The sequence below is a fragment of the Patescibacteria group bacterium genome, assembly GCA_041659905.1.
In the GTDB taxonomy this organism is placed as follows: Bacteria; Patescibacteriota; Kazan-3B-28; order Kazan-3B-28; family UBA10110; genus UBA10110.
Window position 1 is genome coordinate 52,538 of sequence record JBAZXK010000002.1, and the last position, 23,149, is coordinate 75,686.

At 44.9% G+C, this 23,149-nt stretch carries 18 protein-coding genes, 1 tRNA gene and 1 pseudogene; 5 read left to right on the plus strand and 15 right to left on the minus strand.

The genetic code is table 11. The features are described 5' to 3' along the window. Positions 1–16: 16 nt before the first annotated feature. A tRNA-Ser gene (locus tag WC805_02150) sits at positions 17–104 on the minus strand. Between the two features lie 536 nt (positions 105–640). On the opposite strand from WC805_02150, the gene rpsF reads away from it, so the two are divergent. The 5 genes from rpsF to ychF all read left to right on the plus strand — a co-directional run bounded on the left by rpsF (position 641) and on the right by ychF (position 4,016). After that, the gene (gene rpsF / locus WC805_02155) at positions 641–1,270 is read left to right on the plus strand and encodes a 30S ribosomal protein S6 (protein ID MFA5967295.1); all 630 of its coding nucleotides are present in this window, start codon (positions 641–643) and stop codon (positions 1,268–1,270) included. A gap of 112 nt (positions 1,271–1,382) precedes the next feature. After that, positions 1,383–1,895: a single-stranded DNA-binding protein gene (locus WC805_02160; protein ID MFA5967296.1), complete on the plus strand. Its 513-nt coding sequence runs from the start codon at positions 1,383–1,385 to the stop codon at positions 1,893–1,895. 80 nt (positions 1,896–1,975) lie between these two features. After that, a complete protein-coding gene (gene rpsR / locus WC805_02165; protein ID MFA5967297.1) occupies positions 1,976–2,236 on the plus strand; it encodes a 30S ribosomal protein S18 in 261 nt (86 codons plus the stop codon). A gap of 4 nt (positions 2,237–2,240) precedes the next feature. Beyond that, entirely contained in the window at positions 2,241–2,798 is a 558-nt protein-coding gene (efp, locus tag WC805_02170) for an elongation factor P (GenBank protein MFA5967298.1), read from the plus strand. 126 nt (positions 2,799–2,924) lie between these two features. After that, positions 2,925–4,016, plus strand: a complete 1,092-nt coding sequence (gene ychF, locus WC805_02175) for a redox-regulated ATPase YchF (GenBank protein MFA5967299.1) — start codon at positions 2,925–2,927, stop codon at positions 4,014–4,016. On the opposite strand, the gene WC805_02180 is transcribed toward ychF, so the two are convergent. The 14 genes and pseudogenes from WC805_02180 to WC805_02245 all read right to left on the minus strand — a co-directional run bounded on the left by WC805_02180 (position 4,017) and on the right by WC805_02245 (position 23,110). Continuing rightward, the gene (locus tag WC805_02180) at positions 4,017–5,366 is read right to left on the minus strand and encodes a hypothetical protein (GenBank protein ID MFA5967300.1); all 1,350 of its coding nucleotides are present in this window, start codon (positions 5,364–5,366) and stop codon (positions 4,017–4,019) included. A 62-nt stretch (positions 5,367–5,428) separates the two neighbouring features. After that, positions 5,429–5,986: a DNA-3-methyladenine glycosylase gene (locus WC805_02185; GenBank protein MFA5967301.1), complete on the minus strand. Its 558-nt coding sequence runs from the start codon at positions 5,984–5,986 to the stop codon at positions 5,429–5,431. After that, positions 5,967–6,950, minus strand: coding sequence for a PIN domain-containing protein (locus WC805_02190; protein ID MFA5967302.1), 984 nt, complete (start codon positions 6,948–6,950; stop codon positions 5,967–5,969). Before WC805_02190 ends, WC805_02185 begins: the two co-directional genes overlap by 20 nt. A 56-nt stretch (positions 6,951–7,006) precedes the next feature. Further along, positions 7,007–9,496, minus strand: coding sequence for an ATP-dependent Clp protease ATP-binding subunit (locus WC805_02195; protein ID MFA5967303.1), 2,490 nt, complete (start codon positions 9,494–9,496; stop codon positions 7,007–7,009). 28 nt (positions 9,497–9,524) lie between these two features. Beyond that, entirely contained in the window at positions 9,525–10,709 is a 1,185-nt protein-coding gene (gene nusA / locus WC805_02200) for a transcription termination factor NusA (GenBank protein MFA5967304.1), read from the minus strand. 83 nt (positions 10,710–10,792) lie between these two features. After that, entirely contained in the window at positions 10,793–11,137 is a 345-nt protein-coding gene (locus tag WC805_02205; GenBank protein MFA5967305.1) for a YraN family protein, read from the minus strand. A gap of 2 nt (positions 11,138–11,139) precedes the next feature. Continuing rightward, positions 11,140–11,784 (minus strand): ribonuclease HII, encoded by a 645-nt coding sequence (locus WC805_02210; GenBank protein ID MFA5967306.1) that lies wholly within the window; start codon positions 11,782–11,784, stop codon positions 11,140–11,142. 223 nt (positions 11,785–12,007) lie between these two features. After that, positions 12,008–12,343, minus strand: a pseudogene (rplS, locus tag WC805_02215) (50S ribosomal protein L19). Between the two features lie 129 nt (positions 12,344–12,472). Continuing rightward, on the minus strand, positions 12,473–12,829 hold the full coding sequence (locus tag WC805_02220; protein MFA5967307.1) for a hypothetical protein: 357 nt from the start codon (positions 12,827–12,829) through the stop codon (positions 12,473–12,475). Between the two features lie 202 nt (positions 12,830–13,031). Next, on the minus strand, positions 13,032–14,963 hold the full coding sequence (locus WC805_02225; GenBank protein MFA5967308.1) for a hypothetical protein: 1,932 nt from the start codon (positions 14,961–14,963) through the stop codon (positions 13,032–13,034). Between the two features lie 33 nt (positions 14,964–14,996). Continuing rightward, the gene (locus WC805_02230; GenBank protein ID MFA5967309.1) at positions 14,997–18,470 is read right to left on the minus strand and encodes a DNA polymerase III subunit alpha; all 3,474 of its coding nucleotides are present in this window, start codon (positions 18,468–18,470) and stop codon (positions 14,997–14,999) included. A gap of 68 nt (positions 18,471–18,538) precedes the next feature. Continuing rightward, positions 18,539–19,186, minus strand: coding sequence for a hypothetical protein (locus tag WC805_02235; GenBank protein ID MFA5967310.1), 648 nt, complete (start codon positions 19,184–19,186; stop codon positions 18,539–18,541). Between the two features lie 2 nt (positions 19,187–19,188). Continuing rightward, positions 19,189–21,609, minus strand: coding sequence for a leucine--tRNA ligase (leuS, locus tag WC805_02240; protein MFA5967311.1), 2,421 nt, complete (start codon positions 21,607–21,609; stop codon positions 19,189–19,191). Positions 21,610–21,730: 121 nt separating this feature from the next. Beyond that, positions 21,731–23,110: a lyase family protein gene (locus WC805_02245; protein ID MFA5967312.1), complete on the minus strand. Its 1,380-nt coding sequence runs from the start codon at positions 23,108–23,110 to the stop codon at positions 21,731–21,733. Between the last annotated feature and the right edge of the window lie 39 nt (positions 23,111–23,149).

The window sequence follows — 23,149 nt, forward strand, 5'->3', positions numbered from 1 at the left end:
AGTTAAGCGAGTCGAGTGGCGGAGAGGGCGGGATTTGAACCCGCGATACCTTGCGGTATGCCCGCTTTCCAAGCGAGTGCACTAGGCCACTATGCGACCTCTCCACTAAACGCCTCTCGGCGCAATTAACCAATTGCCAATTTAACCAATGTGCACCAATATAACACCAATTACCTTATTATTGTAGCAGGAGTTAGTATACGATTCTGGAGTCGCTTTGTAAGCTCCCCAGAATGACGCCCAAGCCAGCCATTGGAGGAGGGATGTTCTGAATTGAGCCAAATCCTTGGCGCGGGGAGATGTTTGAGGCCGATGTGCTATCGGCCGAGTTTCGACCTAAAGCGGTAAGAGGATTTGGCCAATGAATAATCCCGACGAACGAGCTGGGACTTTGGTGTTACCTTTCTAGAAAGGTAACAGAAAAAATGATTTCTGGAGATCCTGAAACAAGTTCAGGATGACGGGAAGAAAAAGGCCTAGATTCCGGATCAAGTCCGGAATGACAAAAAATCATAGGAAACTACATAGGGTTGACGGGAAGGGCAAAATGCCCTACACTCGGATTACTTTATAACTTAACCTTTTCTCCCCTTCGACCATGCTCAGGGGGATTCCCCATGGGAAAGGAAATTTTTTGCTTATGGAAGAAAATAATGTCTATGAATTAGCTGTGGTTATCTCCCCTGACCTATCAGAGTTCGATGTCCAAAAGATTGTCGACAAGGTCAAAATCTCTATTGCCTCTAAGGGAGGTTCGGCTCAACAGGAACATACTTGGGGGAAAAAGCGCTTGGCTTATCCCATCGGTAAAGCCGAGTTTGGGTATTATCAGACCTTGATTTTCGACTCCCCTAAAGAGGCTATTGCCGAAATCGATAAAGATATTAGACTAACCCCGGAAATCATTCGGCATTTGATTATCTCATTGGAAAAAGAAGGAATCACGGCAGAGCAATTATTTACACCTGAGAAAGAAGCGGTTTTGATCGCGACGATAGCCAAAGAAAAAATGGAACCGAGCCGGCCACATCAGACTAGAGCGAGTAGAGGCAGGATAACGCCGGCGATAGTTGCGGATATTCCAGGAACCAAAGATTCTGGAGTCGCCCCAGAGGAAAGCTCCCCTGCCTACCGGCAGGCAGGCCAGAATGATGACATAAAAGAGGTGGTAGATATTGCTGAGCCTGTGGTAGAAGAGACTGCCGATGAAGCGGCCAAGCGGAGAGAAGAATTAGATAAGAAATTAGACGAATTATTAAAAGAAGAATAGAGATTCCTCGACAAGCTCGGAATGACACTCTTTCTGTCATCCTGAGCGGAGTCCTTTCTGGACGGAGTCGAAGGATCTGAAACAAAAGTTATAGTGAATAACTTTTAAGGAAATGCGTGATCTAAATAAAGTAATGCTGATTGGTAATGTCGTCCGCGATCCGGAAATCCGGACCATTCCGTCCGGACAAAGCGTGGCGGCTATTTCGATCGCCACCAATAGAAGCTGGAACGATAATGCCGGTGAACTCCAGAAAGCGGTGGAATATACCGATATTGTAGCTTGGGGCAAACTGGCGGAAATCGCCGGACAAATCCTCAAAAAAGGCCGCAGAATGTATGTGGAAGGTAGATTGCAAACCCGGAACTGGGAAGGCCAAGATGGTGTCAAAAGATATAAGACCGAGGTAATCGCGAGCGACTTAATCGTTTTAGATAAACCGCAAGGAATTAACATGAACGGCACTACTGAAGCTACAACTATGCCAGAAATAACCACTCCAGCAACAGTTATGCCAGCAGCTGAATCCCCGGTAGAACCAGCTGGATCAGTGCCTCAGCCGATGGCAGTGGGCGCCACCGCCGCTCCCGCCGAGGAAATTGATATCGAAGATATACCGTTTTAAAAAATTACTGTTCGAGGCAGATGCCGAGAACTATAGTTCTCACTTCGTTCGAACAATAAATTAAATAATAATTAATAAATATGGCTTTTAAATCATTCAAGAAAAAACCAGCAACTTTCCCCCGCTACACTACGACAGTCAAAAAATATTGTCATTTTTGTCATGAAAAGATCGATTATATCGATTATAAAAATGTCAAAACTCTATCCAAATATTTGTCGCGGTATATGAAGATTGAACCGCGTCGCCGGAGCGGCAATTGTGCCAAGCATCAACGCATGGTGGCAACAGCCCTAAAACGGGCCCGGCATCTGGCTTTAATGCCTTACACCATCCACTAAATCAATGTTAGACATCACTGATCTTAAAACTGGTGTCATTATCGAATTAGAAGGCGCCCCTATGGAAGTAGTGCGGTATCAGCACACTAAAATGGGCCGGGGCGGTGCAATTTTACGCACAACTCTAAAAAACTTACTGACTGGCGCTAATGTCGAACGGACATTCAGGAGTGAAAAGTTCAACGAAGCCGATATCACTCGCAGTAAAGCCCAATATCTTTATAAAGACGGTGGGAACTTTACTTTTATGGACAGCATCACCTTTGAGCAGTTTAACCTGAGCCAAGACGTAATTGGTCATAATGCCAATTATCTAGCAGAAGGCCGGGAAGTGGAATTGGTTTATTTTAACGGTAACCCAATTAGCATCCAATTGCCGCTGAAAATGAAATTTAAAATTATTCAGGCCGATCCAGCCGTTAAGGGCGACACTGTCACTAATCCTTCTAAAAACGCTACCCTGGAAACGGGTATGCATATCAAAGTACCTATGTTTGTGAAAGAGGGTGATACGATTTTAGTAGATACCCGCGATGGCAGCTACATCGAACGGGTTAATTGACGACATATTCCTTGTGTCGTCATCCCTGCCTACCGGTAGGCAGGCTCGCCTCGTCGGGGATCGTATAAATTAATATAAGATTCTGGACGCACTTCGTTTGCCAGAATGACGGATAAAAAATAAGTTATGGGATTATCAATCGGTATTGTCGGGTTACCCAATGTTGGAAAATCGACGCTGTTTAACGCCTTGATGGGCAAGGCCCAGGCGGCAGCGAGCAATTTTCCGTTTTGTACGATTGAACCTAATGTCGGTACCGTGCCTGTTCCCGATTCCCGACTAGACGTACTGGCCAAATTAGAAAATTCTGAAAAAAGCGTTCCCACGGCCGTAGAATTTGTGGATATTGCCGGATTAGTCAAAGGTGCCAGTGAAGGTCAGGGCCTGGGCAATCAATTTTTGGGCCATGTCCGAGAATGCGACGCCATTATTGAAGTGGTGCGCCTATTTAATGACACCAATGTGATTCATGTCAGCGGTGCCGTAGACCCTAAAGAAGACATCTCGACTATCAATACGGAACTTCTGATCGCGGATATGCAGGCTCTGGAAAAACGCGTTGGGCGAGAAACCAAAGAAGCTAAAACCGATATTAAACTACAGCCCCGAGTAGAATTTTTGCGTAAGATCAAATCACATATCGATGCGGGACAACCGGCGAGAACTTTTGCGGCCAATGATGAAGAAAAAATTTGGCTCCGAGAACTCTGCTTACTCACTAGTAAACCAATTTTATATGTGGCTAATGTGGACGAAGAACAACTAAAACAACCGGACTTAATCGAAAAACTCAAACAGCAGGTTGAGGATGTTTTCCCCGAAATTATTGCCCTTAATGCTAAAGCCGAGTCCGAACTTTCGCAGATGTGCATGGAAGATCAGGATTTATTACTGAAAGAATTGGGTATGGACGAACCCGGATTAAACAAAGTCATTCGCGCTGGCTATAAATTACTTAATTTAATTACCTTTTTTACGGCTGGACCCAAAGAGGCCCGAGCCTGGACGATCCGCTTGGGCGCCAAAGCGCCCCAGGCCGCCGGGGTAATTCATACCGATTTTGAAAAAGGCTTCATCCGGGCCGAAACTATCAGCTACGCTGACTTTGTCCAGTACGGTGGCTGGAAGGGCGCTGGCGAGGCTGGAAAAGCCCGCCAAGAAGGCAAAGAATACATCGTCCAAGATGGCGATGTCATGCTCTTCCGATTCAATGTCTAATTATTGGCGGAGTTTAGAGAAAATACTTGTCAGAGTCTGAGTAACTTTCTGATAAATTCTTTCAATATTATCTGTAAATAACAGCGCCTCTTTAGGCTGGAATGGCAACTCGACTTTTCCACCTGTTGAAGGTACTGTCGGTTTAATTACAACTGGGGTAGTTGGTTTGGAGAAGATCTTTTGCCAAAAACTTTGTTTTTTAACTGTCAGCGTCCATTCAACTTGATTGTTTCCTTTCATCCAAGTTTTCCATTCTGCTACAGGACGAAAAGCTTCAGTATAGATTTTGGCTGTCCAGGGCGCTTGAATGGTAAATTCAAATCGGCCGATCTCTCCCGGTTTAACCACCCGGTTGACTAACACTGGTCGATTATATTTCAGCCAAGACGAATGATAAAAACTGCTCCGGCGATCTCGCTTGGCGTCCGTGCCTAATCGAACCGGGTTTTCACCATCCTGATACCAGGTGGCCGTACCGGTATTTTTAAATTCTACCCAAAGTACTGCCGTTTCTTTATATTTCAACGTGAGCGCAGGAGATTGATTAACTAAATCAGCGATATATTCCTCATTCACCCCACCCGTGGTAGGTGGTGTGATTTGGGTTTTATCTGTGACAGTAATCAAATGTGAGTAGCAATCGGATTGAATAAGTGCGTTGTATGCACACAACCGATAAGTTCCGACAGCTAATGTGTTAGGTAAAAGATTCAGTGTCATGAGATCTCGGGTGTGTGGTTTTTCAACTGGGAAAACAATTTGATTAAGCGTAACCCAAGCCTGATTTTCAAACCCCAATCCACGAATAACTAATTCGGTAGCAGATCCATAATAAAAACTCATCGGACTAACACTGTCGATCATCGGGTAAGTTGGCAGATAACCGCCAGGCGAGCTCGACCCCGCTGGAACAGCTGAGACAGTGAATACAGCGTCACTACTATCCGTAATAGCCGGAACCGTGACACTACTAATCCGCACTGTGGCTGTGGTAGTAGCCGGCTCAGTAACTAGCCACGGATAATCTCCATCATTAGTTGTGGAAGCCGTCAAGGTTTCCCAAGCCCCTGCTACAGTTCTTTGTAGCTCAATTTTCACATTGGACACGCTCCCGGTGCTAGTCCAGATAATGTGTTGGGAAGAATCAACCTGCCAATTCTCGCCGCCATTAGGATCTGCAACTGTCAGCGTGCCAGCATCCAAAATAACAAAGGACATATCAGTAGTATCACTAGCCGCATTGACCAGCCACATACTTAATGAAACAAAACAAATCGCCAGGACGGCAATAAGTTCTTTTTCTAGGAGTTCCCAGATAAAAATTTTTATTTTTGATATTTGTTGGAGCATTCCTGAGGATATTATGATATTTATTTATTATATCATAAATATCTCTCTTCGTCAAGACAGAATCATGAGACAAACTTTGAGGTTTTCAGATAAAACCGCCACGGTTTGCTGGCATAGTCTTTAGCGTAAGTTATTCCCCGACGCGCTGATTGTCCCATTTGTTCCGGTTTCACTATATAGCCATCATCTTCGACCCATAAACCACTAATTCGATTTAGTCTGTGACAATTAAACTCACTGCCAATATTTAATTCGCGACAAAGTCGACCTGGCCCGATAGGTTTTTGTAAGGTAGAGGATAACGGCTCGACTGAACGAATCAGTACCGCTTCGGCTTCTCCTTTTCCCGCTGTAACTAAATTAAGACAATGGTACATGCCATAAATTAAATAAACGTAAATGCGTCCGGCTGGCCCAAACATTACTTCTGTGCGCCGTGTCCGCCCTTTAGCCGCATGGCAAGCTAAATCTTGCACGCCGCAATAAGCTTCTACTTCGGTAATGCGATAGCGCTCTATTCCCTGGGGAAATTTCCTAACCAAAACTTTACCCACTAAATCCGGGGCGACTTGCAGAGCGGGGCGAGCAAACCATTTAGCATTAAGAATTTTCCTGTGCATTTGTCCCCACGACTACCGGCTGAACTGGATTATCGCCATTAGTGATGGTCGCAAAAATCATTTTACCAGCCACGGTTTGAAAAACTCGCGTTACCATCGCCTTAACTTCTTTGCCAATGGAACGATAGCCATTCTCCACTACTACCATAGTACCATCGCCTAAATACCCGACGCCTTGGTTGCGATCTTTCCCTTCCTGTACCAATTTAATCGTCAGTTCTTCGCCGGGCAACACCACTGGCCGCAGTACATTGTTGAGTTCATTTACATTCAAAACTAAAATGTTTTGGATTTGCGCCACTCGATTAAGATTATAATCCACCGTCATCAACCGAGCTCGGCGCTTTTTAGCTAAGCGCACAATTTTAGCGTCCACATCGAGCTCAGTAGGAAAATCATCATCTATTACCGCCACTATAATACCTTTCTCTTTGCGCAATTCGCTTAAAATATCTAGACCCCGGCGGCCCCGGCTGCGTCTGAGCTCATCCGGAGAATCGGCAATGGATTGCAGTTCGTTCAACACAAACCGCGGAACCAAAAGGCGGCCGATCAAAAATCCGGTGCGCACGATTTCTAAAATACGTCCGTCCACGATCACTGAAGTATCGACTAAAATATCTTCCGTGGCTGTCGGACTAACCACTTCCCGCTTGGCCACCGTAGCCAGCACCGAAAACAAGTGCGTTAAGAATCTTATGATCGAGTTTCTTTGATTGTAAAAATAGGTTGTGACTACCGCTGCACTAAACACATTAATAATTAATGGCAGCCATTGCCCGAAGGGATCCCGGAGTCGCCCAAGCGGTAAAGACACTAAGGTGCCAATAGACAGGCCTAGAATTACTCCCACGATCACGATAGCAAAATCCGCCGATTTCATCTCAATCGACTTCCGGACAAACACCAGATAAATGGCTACTAGCACTAAAACAACGCCCCCAAAAATTTGTCCTAACAACATGGTTTTATAAAAATAATTAAAGATAAATCCCTGGATAAATTGTCTAAAGAACTAAATTATTTAACGGCCTTGGCTCGGGCGCTGCTTAAGATTAGCTTGCCTGATTTAACATCAACTTTAACTTTAGCACCTTTTTTAAAGTTATCACTTAAAATGCCTTCTGCCAACTGATCTTCAATCATATTTTGAATAACTCGCCGCACTGGCCGCGCTCCACTATCCGGGTCAAAGCCCTGATCAGCAATAAACTGACGAGCAGCTGCAGTTACATCCAAAGTAATTTTCTGCGCAGCTAATCGTTGCATTAATTGATTTAATTGCAGGTCGACAATTCTTTGGATATCTTCTTTAGCGAGAGCATGGAATACTACAATTTTATCAACTCGGTTCAAAAACTCAGGCCGAAAAGTTTTTTTGAGATCTCCCATCACTTGTTCGCGTAAATTATCATAGTCTTCCGTGGATTGCTTATTCGCTTGTCCAAATCCGATCACCGCTTGGCGATTCATTAGGCCAGTCCCGACATTAGAGGTCATGATTACTACTGTATTTTTAAAGGATACGCGGCGACCTTTAGCGTCCGAGAGAAATCCATCTTCTAATATTTGCAATAAAATATTCATGACATCGGGATGGGCTTTTTCTACTTCATCCAACAGCACTACAGCATAGGGCTTACGCCGAATGGCTTCTGTCAACCGGCCCCCTTCTTCGTAACCCACATATCCTGCCGGAGCCCCGATCAAACGAGCCACATTGTGCTTTTCCATAAACTCGCTCATATCAATGCGCACCAAAGCGCTTTTATCCTTAAAGATCTCTTCGGCTAAGGCTTTAGCTAACTCAGTTTTACCCACGCCAGTCGGACCCAAGAACATAAAAGAACCCATCGGTCGATCCGGATTGCCAATCTGCACCCGAGAGCGGCGGATAGCAGAAGCAACAGCTTCTACCGCCTCATTCTGCCCGACAATGCGTGATTTCAAGGCTCCTTCTAAATTAGTCAGGGTTTTGACTTCCTCACTGGCTAATTCTCCCACGGGGATATTGGTCCATAATGACACGACTTGGGCAATTTCATGGGGAGTTACTTTAGGCCAATGTGATCGATCTCCGCCGGCCGATTCTTTTTGGGCAGTAGAGATCTTTTTTTGTAATCTCAGTTCTTGGGCCCTCAGTTTAGCCGCTTTTTCGTAATCCTGTCCTTCCACCGATGCTTCTTTTTCTTTCATAATATTATCCAGCTGGACTCTTTCTGCTGTAGTGCCTACTTGCGCTAAGCCAGCCGAAATCCGCACTGCCGAAGCAGCTTCATCAATTAGATCAATCGCTTTATCTGGCAAGAAGCGGTCATTAATATAACGCACCGAGAGCGACACTGCCGCCTCGATAGTTTCTACGGGAATAATCACTTTATGGTACGTTTCATATTTTTCTTTAATCCCCATCAAAATCCCGATGGTTTCTTGCGGGGTGGGTTCGCCGACTAAAATAGGCTGGAAACGGCGCTCCAAAGCAGCATCTTTTTCAATATGTTTCCGGTATTCTTCTAAAGTAGTCGCACCGATCATTTGCAGGTCGCCTCTGGCTAGGGCTGGTTTTAAAATATTAGCGGCATCTAGACTGCCTTCGGCACTGCCCGCCCCTACCAGCGTGTGCAATTCATCTACAAATAGAATTACGTCTTTTGCCTTGCCCACTTCTTCTACGATTTGATTAATCCTTTCTTCAAATTCGCCGCGATATTTGGTTCCGGCTACCATCGCCGAAGGATTGAGTACCATAATTCTTTTACCGGCAATATTCTCCGGCGCTTCTTTATTAATAATTTTAATTGCCAGTCCTTCAACAATGGCAGTCTTGCCAATACCCGGGTCACCGATCAGAACTGGATTATTTTTAGTCCGCCGGTTTAAAATTTGAATCACCCGTTGGATTTCTTTATCTCGCCCCACGATCGGATCAACTTTGCCAGATTTAGCCATGCCGGTGAGATCGATGCTAAAAGTGTCTAGAATGGGCGTGCTGGACTTGCTAGCCCCTCCGCGAGCCCGTCCTACTCTCGGCTCGTCGCCCATGGCTGTCCCCATCATCCGGTCATCAGCACTAGCCTGGATGGCATCTGCCGCCAAACGAGAGACTTCGGCTGGATTAGTACCTAATTTTTGAATTACTTGAAAAGCCTCACTGCTGCTATCCTGCATCATGGCCAACAGCAGATGTTCCGTACCAATATAGAAACTACCATACTGAGCCGCAATCAAAACCGCTGTTTCCACTAACCGCCGCGCTCCCGGGGTTAAACCGATTTTAGCTACTGCTTCTTCTTTGCGCGAGAGATTAACTATCATATCGGCTTTTTCCCAACTGACTCCGAGACTGCCTAAAACCTCAAAAGCAGTACCGCTCTTAATATTAAGCATGGCGAGTAGCAGATGTTCGGTACCGAGATGAGCTGACCCTAAATCCCGCGCTACCTTTTGAGCGTTAGTGAGGACTTTCTTAGCATTGGTGGTGAATTTATCTAAATAGTTATAACCATTCATATTCTATTTATACCACCGTTTGCGGAAACTACGCGGCAGCTTCCCCGGACTCTGATTTATTTTCCTCAGTGGGAGCGGATTCTTCGGAAACTTCGGGTACAGATTCAGGAATAGCGATATTTTCCGGCTCAGTTACCGCTTCATCGCCAGCCGGAGGTGTTTCGGTACCTCCAATCGGCGGCATCCCTTCTTTATCCACTTCGATCTGATAACCAGTCAAGCGGCTAGCTAACCTGACATTCTGACCAGCCTTGCCGATAGCTAAAGATAACTGGTCACTATCTACTTTGATCTTGGCCGCTTTGAGTGATTCGTTAATTTCTACTTCCCGCACTTTAGCCGGGGCCAGCGAATTGACAATAAAGGCTTTAGGATCAGCATCCCATAAGACAATATCAATTTTTTCATCGCCGATTTCTGCCATCACCGCTTGTACCCGCACTCCCCGCCGACCGACTAACGAACCTACGGGATCGATAGATTCCTGGTGAGAAATCACCGCTACTTTAGACCTGACTCCCGCTTCCCGGGCGATAGCTTTCAACTCCACGGTGCCAGCGGTAATTTCGGGCACTTCCATTTCAAACAATTTTTTAATCATATCAGGATGGGCTCGCGAGAGCACGACTTGGGGATCCTTTCCTCCCGTCTGAGCTTCTACCACATAAACCTTTAAACGCTGACCCACATAATACCGATCGGAGCGCGATTGCTCGGAAGGAAATAAAATGCCGGAGGCTTTGCCGATATCGATCATCACCACGTCGCCTTCAATCCGCTGCACTGTGCCAGTAATCAACTGGCCTTCTTTGGATTTATATTCTTGGAAGATCACATCACGCTCAGCTTCCCGGAGACGTTGCAAAATAACTTGTTTAGCGGTTTGGGCAGCAACGCGACCATACTCGGCCGGTGGAAAAACTTCTTCCCGAATTTCGCCATCAATTTGCGCATCGGGATTAACCTTCTGGGCGTCTTCTAAAGAAATTTCCCGCATCGGTTCTTCAACTGTTTCGACAATTTTATGCACAATAAATAGCCGCACTTTTTCCGAAGTGGGGTCGATGGTAGCCGCAATCATTTGCTCCTTTTGCCCAAAATCTTTCCGGTAGGCGGCGGCGATTGCGGCGGCGACGGTATCTAAAATTACTTCCTTACTGATGCCTTTTTCTTCGGCGATTTGATTGATCGCTGACAAAAATTGTGAATCCATAATACTCCTTAGGTTTTAAAAAAGTGGGCGCACCCACTTTCAGAATACTCCCAGTTTAAAACTAGGGACAAGAAATGTCAAGACTAGAAGGCATTAGGGATAAAATTAACCTGATAGCGTCGGCGCCAAGTCTGGTAGAGAACCTCAACTACCCCAAAAGCGACCGGCCCCCGGTAATGCCCGGCAGATAGATAGTATAAGGCCAGTCGCCGTAATTTGTTTTGCTTGCGTAGTGTCACTGACTCAGCCGGCCAACCCCTCTTAATACTGGTACGGGTTTTCACTTCGATAAAATACAAAACTCCGCGATGAGTAGCAATAAGATCAATTTCACCTAAGTAACATTTGTAATTTTTAGCTAAAATCTGGAAATTACTAGCCAGCAAAAACTTTTCGGCAACCGTTTCTCCAGCCTTACCTAAACTCAAATTTAGCACTTAATCTCTAAATTAGACCGCATAGAAATGGCTTCTTTAATAGGACGGTAGCTTTTACGATGCCACTCGCAAATGCCGTGTTCTTTAATTTTCAATTGATGAATGGCAGTTCCGTAGCCTTTATTAATATGAAAATTATACGCAGGAACTGATTTGTGGATTTCTTTCATCATCCGATCCCGGGCTACTTTTGCCACAATCGAAGCTGCGGCAATCGAAACCGATTTGCGATCACCATCAATAATGCCTTGGGACGGCGCTTCCGCAAAACCCACCCTAAAACCATCCACTAAAACATACTGCGGCTGGACGGATAAATTCTCCACTGCTCGGCGCATAGCTAAATACGTTGCTCTCCCTACGCCCATCTCGTCTATTTCTGAGGTCTCGGCGATGCCGATACCAATATCTACCGCTAGTTGGTAAATTTTCTGTAACAAAATTTCTCGCTGCAATGGAGAGAGTAGTTTAGAATCATTAATGCCATAATAACGATTTAAAAACGGCAGCACTACGGCGGCGGCTACTACTGGGCCCGCCCACGCTCCTCGGCCCGCCTCATCAACTCCCGCAATCGCTAAAAACCCCTCCTGCTGGAGCGCTTTCTCGACTTTAAGATTGGGAATCCTGTTTTTCACCAACGCTTTCCTCCCCCTCTACTGTATCACCTTTTTCGGATACGGCTGGGGGTGTGTCGACTGGTTCGTTACTAACTTCTGTAGTATCCGCGACTGTTTCAGTTGGTTCAATTTCCTGTTCTTCTTTTTCTTTGGCGGCTTGCACGGCTTCTTCTAAGACTTCTTTGCTAAGTTCTTCTGGTTCATCGACTTTAGCCACTAATTCCCAAATATCCTGATCGATTTTCTTTTCCTTCATCTTTAAAGATTTTCCAGACAACTTCCGCAGATAATACAATTTGGCCCGGTGGACTTCGGAACCTTTTTTGAATTCAATTTTCACAATATTAGGAGATTGCAGCGGATAGGTTCTTTCTACTCCTACGCCGTAAGTAATCTTGCGTACTGTAAAGCTGGCATTGGAGCCAGTTTTGCCATGAGTTTTGATCACAATACCTTCAAAAACCTGGACCCGCTCCTTGCCGCCTTCTTTAATCTTCTGGTGCACCCGAACAATATCTCCTGGATGGACCTCAGGCAAACCCTGGTTTTTGGTGGATGGTTTTAACATTCCTGTCATAATAGATTATCTTAATCTCCCGCTATGGTAGCAGAAAACTTATTTGGAAGCAAGTAAAAACAAGGGGGCGGCTGAGCCGCCCCGTTTTTGTGTCAATCTTATTGATTCGCCCCTGGTGGCTTATGCCACTCAGCCTGAAACCAACTTTTCAATACCAACTGCATAGTCTTCTTTCAGGTGCGCAACACCTGATACCTTTGCCTGTCCCCCGCCATTCCGCTTGGGAATATTACCAGGAAAAAAATCGATAACTACTCCCCAGTTATTCCCCACCAGAACAGCGTCTTCCTCAGGGCAGCCCTGCTGTTTAAGTATCTGGGCTATCTTCAGGTTAAGCTGCTGATCGATCTTGCCTTGAATAGCAGGCAAATCATCTTTCTGTTTCACCCCTTCAACACAGATTCGGATTGGCATTCCTTGCTTAATACCAAACGTCGCATATAACGCGTGGTTTAAAGCCTTCTCGCGATGATCGTTTCTGGCCAATTTTGTTTGTTCCTCCGTATAGATAGGTTGAGATTGAATGTACAGGCAGCTTGTTGCCGCCAAGTAAGACCAAGATAACAAATAAAACTGTTCTAGTAAAGAAAAATCCGCCGGTTATTCATCGGCGGATTTTATTTTATATCTGACTGGAATCCTTGCAGAACCAGTGTAAAATTTGGAAAAGATCAGTTAAACCGGCCTGTTAGTCAACGGTAGGGTTAATATCCAATTGATGGGCACCAGGACAAACTTCATCCCAGCGCGGATCTTCGCAATAAACCCCCTTCCACCCTATATCAACCGTAACGCTAAATAACTGGATACCTAAATCAGTTTCCACATATAAGGCAAAATTATCAGCTTGATCCAGCGTAACAGCTCTGACCGGTACAGGATCAGGCGTGTTAATCATAAAATCCAATTTATCCCAGGAAAAAAGAGGAGCTTCCGCGTCATTTTGAAATTCACAAGAGAAATTGGTTAATAGACTATTGGACACAAGATCAAATCGTGGAGTAAGAACGGTACCGCTACCAGCTACTATGCCATTGATCATCCCTCGAGCCAAGAATATAGAGGTGCAGTTAGCCACAACTATATCCACAGGCGATAACTCCCGATCGCGCACTCGAGGGCTCACCACATACAGATCGGTTGTTCCATTAGCAGATCGGCTGACAAAATAAATTTTGCCCACCAAGCCTTGGGTGACCCAAAGCGGCGGACAAATTAAATCCACTCCTTTTATCACGCATTGTTCTGGCTGATCGGCAGATAACGACATAATACGCAACTCGTCACTGCTTTGATAGACTAACCAATCCCCATTCGGTGAAAAGTCGGCGTAATACCCGGAGGCGATGGCGGTAGCAACGGCATCGGTATCTTTAAGAAGATAGATACCGGATTCATTAGTTACCGTTTGGGTCCAAACTAAGTTAGATCCATCTGAACTAAATCGCGGGAAGGAACTAACTCCCTCCGTCGAAATAGTTGTCAGAGACTGCCAAGCTGCATCAGCCAAAATCAGTTGGCCGTTCAAAACATAGGCAAATCTTGCCTCAGCCAAAGGTTGAGCAGAAAAAATACTAATCTCAGGCAGAGATGGAATACTGGAATCTTCTGGAAATTCTGGTGCCAGATGCAACACCCGATCTAAATGTTCGAGAGTGGCTTGATCCAAATCCCTCGCTCCTTGGCCGGTTAGTAAATCGTAATGATTATAATCCGGCCAAATCCGATAGTACCTACCTGTTCCCCAGAGCGCAGAAGCCACAGGGACAACCCCATCGCTTTCGTGGCACCAATCTTCTTCGTAGCCACTGGGAAATTGGCAATCAGTTGTGTAATCCCAAACGGAGTGCTGAATTAACAGAGCCGCCAGTTTAGCTGCTTCCCTTGTGGGTTGCTGATGATTCAACCGTGTACTGTAGCCCATAATTAGGTTAGCTGAAATGTGCCGAGAATTAAGGGGGTCAATTCGGCCAGCAAACATAGCCAAGTCGCTTTTGGCCTCACAGTCCTCAAAATAAAGAGGTTGGAGAAATTCCGTGCTTAGCACTTCTGAGTCGAACACAGAAATCGCATATTCCTGTAGATCGTTGGGAACAACTTCTTGAATAGCGGCATTACGCACATCGGGATGCGCCAAGGGTGTGGAGAGTAAAGGCGCTCCCAAAAGAACACCTCCACTAATCAGCCCTTCGTAATTTTGATCCAGCAACCAAGCCACGACTCCGCCCTCGCTATAAGCGACGACGGCAATCTGGCTACTAGAGAGTTCGGCATTAGCGCGAATGGCAGCTGCCAGGTCTGCAGCAATCTGATCAACTGGTTGCTGAGAATTATACTCATACAACCAAAATTTGGCCAACTTTGATGTTCGACAGCCAAATTGTTCCTCGCCCAACAGGTCGAGGTTATCTAGCTTAAAAGAAAACAGCTCTTCCAAAGTGGCTTGATCCGGCACAATTCCCCGACGCCCGTGGATGAAAAGAATCACCTTCGGCGCCGAATGAGCTGGCTGACGCGACCAAAGATATAACCCCGGCACGCCAGATGTGGCAGAATTATTTCCGTCACAACCAAACAACAGTCCTAAACTTAGGCTGCAAATCCAAAACCAGCACCTCATATAGATCACCTCCTTTCAGGTTATCAAGGTACTCTAGGCTAACACTGTCTCGAGCTCTTGTTCGAGCTCTTTAACTTGGGCAGTTTTTGTCGTCGTCTTGAGTTTTTGCCACTGCCCTTGGGCAAAAACTTCTAACTCTACGTTAACCCCGCCGGGATATTTTTCCAATATTCCTTTCAGGGTCTTTAATTTCTCTCCATCAAAACCGCGCGGGACTTTAATTAATAGATTATCCCCTCTAAATTGAAACGGGCGTAGAGTTGGGACCGGTATTTCGGTAATTAAAGGTGTTTGCAATAATTGAGCCAGATATTCATCAGTAATTTCTACCAGACTATCCGCCACCAATTTAGCTTCGCTATGAACAATCAATTCGTCCCCTTCTTCCGACACTCGATCCTTAACATTGACTTTGCCTTCGACTAATAAAATCTTGTCTGTCTTCAACAACTCTCCGTGACTATTCATCAGGTTCGGAAAAATAATAACTTCCAGGCTGCCGCTTAATTCTTCCAATCGCATAAAAGCCATCGGCTCGCGATTGCGCGTATTCACTTTTTGTACTTTAGTAACAATTCCCGCCACTTTGATTTTTTTATTGTCCGAAGAATTGTTTAAAGAATTTATTTCCTTGAATCTGCCTTTTAGCTTAGGCATCATTTCTTTTAAGGGGTGTTTGGACACAAAGGTGCCCAAGAGTTCTTTTTCCCAAGCCAGTCTTTCTCTTTCGGTAGATAATTCGCTGTCTCGCAAACTGAAAGTGGGTTTTTGCATTATTTCTTCCCCAAAAATACCGATCTGATTTAGGCTGTGATCTTTATGCACACTGCTCACAAAATCTACCATGGTGTCCACATTATTGAGCAATTGTTTGCGGTCACCAAAATCTTCTAAAGCCCCGGCTTTAGCTAATGACTCTAAAACTTTTTTGTTTAAGCCTTCTTTGGGCACGCGCGTGAGAAAATCAGTTAAACTAGCATAACCACCCTTCTGTTGACGCTCTTCCTCAATAATTTCCGAGACTTTGCGACCAACATTTTTAATCACATTGAGCCCAAACCGGATATTGCCAGTTTCTTTCACTACCGCAAAATCTATAAAGCTTTCATTCACTGACGGTGGCAACACTTTAATGCCGAAGCGCTCGGCTTCCGCAATATCTTTAGCCACTTTGTCTAAATCAGTTTGGTCGGAAGTGAGCAAGGCCGCTAAGAATTCATTGGGATAATGCACTTTTAGATAAGCGGTCCAATAAGCAATCACTGCGTAAGAGGCCGCGTGCGCTTTGTTGAAACCATAATCGGCAAACGGCTTCACGAATTCAAACAACTGCTCGGCAACTTTGTGATCAATGCCATTATCCACAGCTCCTTTAACAAACTTCATCTGCTGTTCAAACAACATCTCTTTTTTCTTTTTGCCGATCGCCTTGCGCAACACATCAGCTTCTCCCAAACTAAACCCACACAGATCTCGAGCAATTTGTAATACCTGTTCCTGATATACAGCAATCCCATAAGTTGCTTTGAGAATCGGTTCCAACTTAGGATGTAAATACTCAATTTTTTTCCGCCCATGCTTCCGATCAATAAAATCCGGGATGAGCGATATGGGGCCGGGCCGGTACAGCGCTACCATAGCAATTAAGTCACCCAAAACGGAAGGCTTTAATTCTTGAAGATTACGCCGCATCCCTTCACTTTCAAATTGGAATACACCCACGGTTTCACCGCGGCTTAATAAATTATAGGTAGCCGCGTCATTGAATAGGATTTGTTCAATAATAATATGTTCTTCTCTGGTCTTCCGAATAATACGCAAAGCATTTTTGATAATAGTGAGGTTCTTTAATCCCAAAAAATCAATTTTCAAAAGCCCGAGTTTTTCAATGGGCCCCATCGAGTATTGGGTAACTAAGGACACTTCCCCTTTCACGGCTCTCTGTAAAGGGGCGTAATTAACCAGTTCCTTGTCCCCAATTACCACTCCCGCCGCATGTGTAGAAGTATGTCGCACTACTCCTTCTAGCTTCTTGGATAGATCAATTAAGCGCTTTATTTTCGGGTCCGCATTATAAAGTTTTTTTAGTTCATCGACTGCCGCCACGGCTTCGTCCAAGCTTAAACCAAACGGAATCAACTTAGCAATATGATCAACGTCGTTATAAACAAACCCCAATACCCGTCCGGTGTCCCGGATGGCCGCTCGTGAGGCCATAGTACCAAAAGTAACAATTTGCGCCACGCGATTTTCACCATATTTTTCCACCACATAGCGGATAACTTCCTCCCGTCTGTCATCGGCAAAATCGATATCAAAATCTGGCATGCTGATACGTTCCGGATTTAAGAACCGTTCGAAAAATAAACCATATTCCAACGGGTTGAGGTCGGTAATATACAGCACATACGACACCATGCTGGCCGCTCCGCTTCCTCGTCCCGGACCCACTACCACGCCATGGTCCCTGGCCCACCTGATTAAGTCTTCGACTACCAAAAAATATGATTCGTAATTCATTTGATTGATCACGCCCAACTCGTACGTAATGCGATCTAAAATATCCTGAGTAGGATGATCGCCAAATCTTTTATTAATACCGATTCTCACTAATTTATCCAGATACTCTTTGTCGGAGGTTTCGCCGGAAGGTAAATCAAATTTTGGTAGAATGATTTTCCCTAATTCTAATTTCACATTGCATTTCTCGGCAATTTTTTCTGTATTCTCAACTGCTTCCGGTACATCCAAAAAGGCTGCTTTAACCACGTCGGGATGTTTAAAATCAAACACATCGGCATGCATATTAAAACGGTTTTCATCGGCCAGCAGCGCCCCTGTTTGCACACACAGAAGCACATCTTGCGCCTCAGCATCTTCCGGCCGCAGATAATGCGCATCACAAGTAGCTACCAGCGGGATGTGCAACTCTTTGGCAATAGTCTTGATGGCCGCATTGGCTTTAATTTGTTCGGGCATACTAAATGGCATCACTTCCAGGTAATAATCTTCACCAAACAGACCTTTGTGCCACTGGGCAATCTTCTTAGCATCTTCTAACCGATCTTCTAAAATAGCCTGGGAAACTTCTCCGGCCAGGCACCCTGACATAGCCACTAACCCTTCCGCATGTTGCGCCAAAAAATCATGGTCAATCCGGGGACGGTAATAATAGCCATCGACATGGGCTTTGGTAGTGATAGTTAGAAGATTGAGATAGCCAGTGTAGTTTTTGGCCAGGAGAGTGAGATGAAAATAACCTTTTCTGCCTGGAGTAGCAACTTTCTCTTCCAAACTTCCTTTAGCCATATAAACCTCGCAACCCAAAATTGGCTTGATCCCGGCTTTTTGGCATTCCATATAAAACTCGATAATGCCATACATCACCCCGTGATCGGTCAATGCCAAAGCCGTGGCGCCTTGGGCTTTCGCAGCAGCTACCAAATCTGGAATCTTAGTTAAGCCATCCAGTAGGCTGTAATGACTGTGTACATGTAAATGGATCAATTTTCCTCCTACCCTAAAACTACGCTCCGACGTACTTTTTATTCTAACAAATTAATCACTTCTCCGCCCTACCGCTTGCGCCGCTCAAAGAATAACCAGCTAACCAAAACAACAACTAAGATTGCCCCTAAAACAATGACAAATCCCCAAGCCCAAGTAAGAATAAACTGGGTAATCCCCACGGCAATACCAACTAAATATTGGCCCCAAGTTGTTCCGGACAAAAACCAAACCCCGATCAAAAAAATCAGGATACCCAGAAAGATATCCCGAATTAAATGTGGATGTGATTCGCTAAAATAGACCAGCTCGTTAATAAATACCTGCCAACTGCTTTTCTCGCGATAATCTTTGCCCATCATATCCAAGATGGATCGAAGATAGATAGCCGTAGCCTCTTGGGCTGTTTTTAAATCCGTGAAAAATCCTGGTACTTCTACAATATCCTCGTAAACTTTGCGTGCTTCCAACAATCCTTTCATATTCGAGAAAAGATTGGCTGAATTTTGGATTGCCTCATTCACCGTTTCGCCAAAACTAATAATCCCCAACACCTCCCGAAATAGTTTATCGGCTTCCACTATCGCCATATTTAAGGAAGCTTGGTGTTTCTGAGCCAACAATTTCTCGATGCGATCCCACTCTTTCTCGATAATTATTTCTTCTTGTTCAATCTCTTGTTCGGGAGAGGATTGATCTATGATGTCGTCTTCCATGTTTAGTAGAAATTAATAATTTTATCCGGTACAAACTTATACTGCGACTTTTCTGCAAAACCAGCCAGTTTAGCGTCTTGCTTGAGTAAGTTGATCACCACGGCTTCATCGGCTCCCGCAGGAACCTCCAGACTCCCCCGTTTTTTCCCTTGTTCTTGGACAATGATAATCACTTTATCTAACTTGGCCTTAGCCGGGTCTGCTCCGGGCCATTTAGCCTTAAATACGCTATCTGGTTTCTTTAGTATGTTTTGCCAGAGTTCCTCCGCCAAATGCGGTGCAAACGGGGCTAGTAAAATTACAAAGTCTTCTAGCCAATTAGTACTTGCACCATCTTCGATAGCACTATTCACAAAGATCATAAAAGCGCTCACCGCTGTATTGAAATGAAATTCTTCGATATCACCGGTAATTTTTATGATCAGACGATGGAGGTCGCCCTCTTTGCTATTATCTTGAGATAATTTTACCCTTTCCTGGACTAAGCGGTAAACCCGGTCTAGAAATTTCTTAATTCCCTCGATCCCGGCAGTGCTCCAGGGCTTGGCCTGGTCAAACGGACCCATAAACATTTCGTACATCCGGAGAGCATCAGCGCCAAATCCTTCCACCACTTCATCGGGATTTATCACATTGCCTTTAGATTTGCTCATTTTTTCGCCATTTTCCCCCAAAATCATGCCTTGATGGCGCAACTTTAAGAAAGGTTCATTAAAATCGATATAGCCCAGTTTATGTAAAACTTTGGTGATAAATCTGGCGAAAATTAAATGGCCCGTAGCGTGTTCCGCTCCTCCCACATAAACATCCACCGGTAGCCAATGTGCGAGCTCCTCTTTGCCGGTAAACTCTTTGGCATTTTTAGGATCTGCGTAGCGCAAATAATACCACGACGAGCACACGAAAGTGTCTAGGGTATCGTATTCGCGCCGTACCGCTTCCGGATATCCAACTGGCAGTTTTTTAAATGCTTCCGAATAAGTTAAAGGCGACTCTCCGGTCGGACGAAATTCCACATCAGTCGGGAGCATTACCGGTAAATCTTTCTCTTTAACAGGAATCGGCTGATCATTTTTGTCATACAGAATGGGAATGGGCGCTCCCCAATAGCGTTGACGGCTTATTAGCCAATCCCGCAACCGATATTTAACGGTAATCTTGCCTTGTCCTTTCTCTTCTAACCACTCCATAATTCTTTGAGTAGCTTCGTGGATAGGCAAACCATTAAGAAATTCTGAATTGATCATGGTTCCATTCTTTTCTTGTACTTGCTCGGCACGTTCAATAGGAGAAATATCGCCATCTGTACCTATAACAACACGCACAATAGGTAAATCGAATTCTTTAGCGAATTCAAAATCCCGCATATCGTGACCAGGAACACCCACTACAGCTCCGGTACCAAAGCCGGCTAAGACAAAATCAGAAACCCAGATCGGAAGACGTTTGTTATTAAGGTTATTGATCGCGAAGAAGCCCGTGAATACACCTGTTTTCTTTTTACCTTCTTCCAGACGCTCAAGTTCTGTTTTAGAAAGCGCTTGTTGATAATAATCTCGAACTGCCTGGACATATGATTCACCCTGAGGAATAATTTCCTCATCCATAACTTTTTTAACCAACGGGTGTTCGGGCGCTAACACTACAAATGTGGCGCCAAAGTTAGTATCTGGCCTAGTCGTAAAGCACACTATCGTTTCGTTGGTTCCTTCAATTGGATAGGTGATATCGATACCCTGTTTCTTTCCGATCCAATTGCGTTGAATTTCCTTGGTACTGTCTGGCCAATCCAATTTGTCTAATCCGTTTAACAAATCCTCGGCAAAATCAGTGATCTTAAAGAACCATTGTTTGCGTTTTTCTTGCACTACGGCGGTACCGCAGCGCTCGCAGCAGCCCCCCACTACCTGCTCATTGGCCAGTACGGTTTTGTCATTCGGACACCAATTTACAAATGCTTCTTTTTGATAAGCTAAACCATTTTTATATAGTTCCAGAAACAGCCATTGAGTCCATTTGTAATACTCGGGATCGGAGGTAACTACCTGTCGACTCCAATCATAAGAAAACCCGAGCATATTGAGCTGTTCTTTGAACCGTTGAATATTTTTAGCTGTATTTTCGGCTGGCGGAATGCCTTTTTTGATGGCCGCGTTTTCCGCCGGCAATCCAAAAGCATCAAACCCCATCGGATGTAATACATTAAAACCCTTCAGTCGATAATAGTGGCTGGTAATGTCGCTGGCGATATACCCTTCCGGATGTCCTACATGCAGACCCTCGCCGGAAGGATATGGAAACATATCCAAAACATATTTTTTTTCGCCGGTTTCATTAGTCGCAAAAATTTTATGTTTTTCCCAATATGCCTGCCATTTGGCATCTAATTTTTGGTGATCGTATTTCTCTTTTATCTCTGCCATACTATTAAATAATACCCCCATAGGAGCAGTTTAATTTTAACACAAACCTGATTCGGTGCTGGATGATAAAAAACAACCCCGCGAAATGCGGGGTTGGGTGGACTGTTTTAACCGAATGGGTTTAGGCGAGCAAGCGTTTCTGCCAATTGCGGCACACTTTTCCGGCTTTATCAGGAGCAATACCGATATATTGTGTGGGGTCAGAGATAATACTCCTCTGATGCTGTGTCATATCTTTGAAATAAGGCTCCACTTCCGGATCAGCCAAAGCCACTGCCTCAAGTGTACTGCGGTTTTGTTGGGCGATGAGTGTGAGCTGTCTGACTTTTTCATGGGCATCAGGATGACCAAGATAAGACAGAATAATATAGAGCGGTTCGGCAGCGCCGAGGTTTCGGCTCATAGCTAAATTCCGATCCATATTCCCCTTATTCACTCGCATTTTCGCCATTGTGTTAGATAATCGATCGGCCATCGCAACTACATAGGCGATAGTTTCACCATTGATGCGAGCTGATGCTGAATTGGTGAGATCTCGCTGGTGTTCACTGATCTGATCCATAAACACAGTGATAATCCGAGCCACCACAATTTTCCAACAGCTCTTTACATTCTCGAAATTGATGGGATTCTGCTTTTGAGGCATAGTTGATGACCCAACCTGATCGCTTTGGAACTCTTCACCGATTTCACCAATTTCGGAACGTTGGAGGTGGCGCATGTCATCAGACAGATTAGCCATAATGCCGGCAGCAATAGTGACTTCGGTCATGAGACGAATTAAGCCCTCTGGAGGCACCACCTGAGTGGAGCACTCCGCTGGCAATAAGTCCATTTCCGCCAACACCTCGGTCTCAAATTGTTCTGGATCATCGAAAAATAATCCAGATGCATTGTAGGCCCCGACTGCTCCAGAGAACTTCCCTCTCAACGCTTTGGCTCGATCTTTTAACATCTCTATACACTCGCCTAAACGAGAGACATAGGACGTAATAGCAAAGCCAAAGGTAATCGGGTTGGCATGTTGGCCGTGAGTCCGGCCGATTTGGCGAACATTAGCGGTTTCCAGCGCTAAAGTCATCAGCACCTGCTCAAGTTTAACCAGAGATGGTACCAGCACATTCATGACTACGTCGCGATACCGAGCAGCATTAGCTGTGTCCGAGATATCAAACGAAGTAGCCGTCATGTGAACAAATCGTTTAATTGTATCAGCGATCCACTTCCGGATGCAGTTGACCAGTGCTCGAATGTCGTGACCAATTCGCTTTTCTTCAGCGTAAACATCTGGTGCAGTCACTTTGTCGCAAGCAGACTTAACCTGATCAACTGCTTCGGGAGGGCAGATCTTCCAGCGACAGAGTACCGTGATAAGAGCCAGTTCTACCAAAAGTTTATATTTGATAAAGGCTCTCTCAGACAGATATTCCGCCACCTTCTGTTTCCAATACCGATAATCGATCGGGGAAATATTGTCATATATGTCCCATTGACCGTCCATAATGAATTCCTCCTCGGAATTTAATTTGAGTTAATTTGA

Bases quoted from the DNA above. Each gene is read 5' to 3' on its own strand.
- rpsF (MFA5967295.1), top strand. From the start codon at position 641: ATGGAAGAAAATAATGTCTATGAATTAGCTGTGGTTATCTCCCCTGAC.
- WC805_02160 (MFA5967296.1), top strand. From the start codon at position 1,383: ATGCGTGATCTAAATAAAGTAATGCTGATTGGTAATGTCGTCCGCGAT.
- rpsR (MFA5967297.1), top strand. From the start codon at position 1,976: ATGGCTTTTAAATCATTCAAGAAAAAACCAGCAACTTTCCCCCGCTAC.
- efp (MFA5967298.1), top strand. From the start codon at position 2,241: ATGTTAGACATCACTGATCTTAAAACTGGTGTCATTATCGAATTAGAA.
- ychF (MFA5967299.1), top strand. From the start codon at position 2,925: ATGGGATTATCAATCGGTATTGTCGGGTTACCCAATGTTGGAAAATCG.
- WC805_02180 (MFA5967300.1), bottom strand. From the start codon at position 5,366: ATGCTCCAACAAATATCAAAAATAAAAATTTTTATCTGGGAACTCCTA.
- WC805_02185 (MFA5967301.1), bottom strand. From the start codon at position 5,986: ATGCACAGGAAAATTCTTAATGCTAAATGGTTTGCTCGCCCCGCTCTG.
- WC805_02190 (MFA5967302.1), bottom strand. From the start codon at position 6,950: ATGTTGTTAGGACAAATTTTTGGGGGCGTTGTTTTAGTGCTAGTAGCC.
- WC805_02195 (MFA5967303.1), bottom strand. From the start codon at position 9,496: ATGAATGGTTATAACTATTTAGATAAATTCACCACCAATGCTAAGAAA.
- nusA (MFA5967304.1), bottom strand. From the start codon at position 10,709: ATGGATTCACAATTTTTGTCAGCGATCAATCAAATCGCCGAAGAAAAA.
- WC805_02225 (MFA5967308.1), bottom strand. From the start codon at position 14,963: ATGAGGTGCTGGTTTTGGATTTGCAGCCTAAGTTTAGGACTGTTGTTT.
- WC805_02235 (MFA5967310.1), bottom strand. From the start codon at position 19,186: ATGGAAGACGACATCATAGATCAATCCTCTCCCGAACAAGAGATTGAA.
- leuS (MFA5967311.1), bottom strand. From the start codon at position 21,609: ATGGCAGAGATAAAAGAGAAATACGATCACCAAAAATTAGATGCCAAA.
- WC805_02245 (MFA5967312.1), bottom strand. From the start codon at position 23,110: ATGGACGGTCAATGGGACATATATGACAATATTTCCCCGATCGATTAT.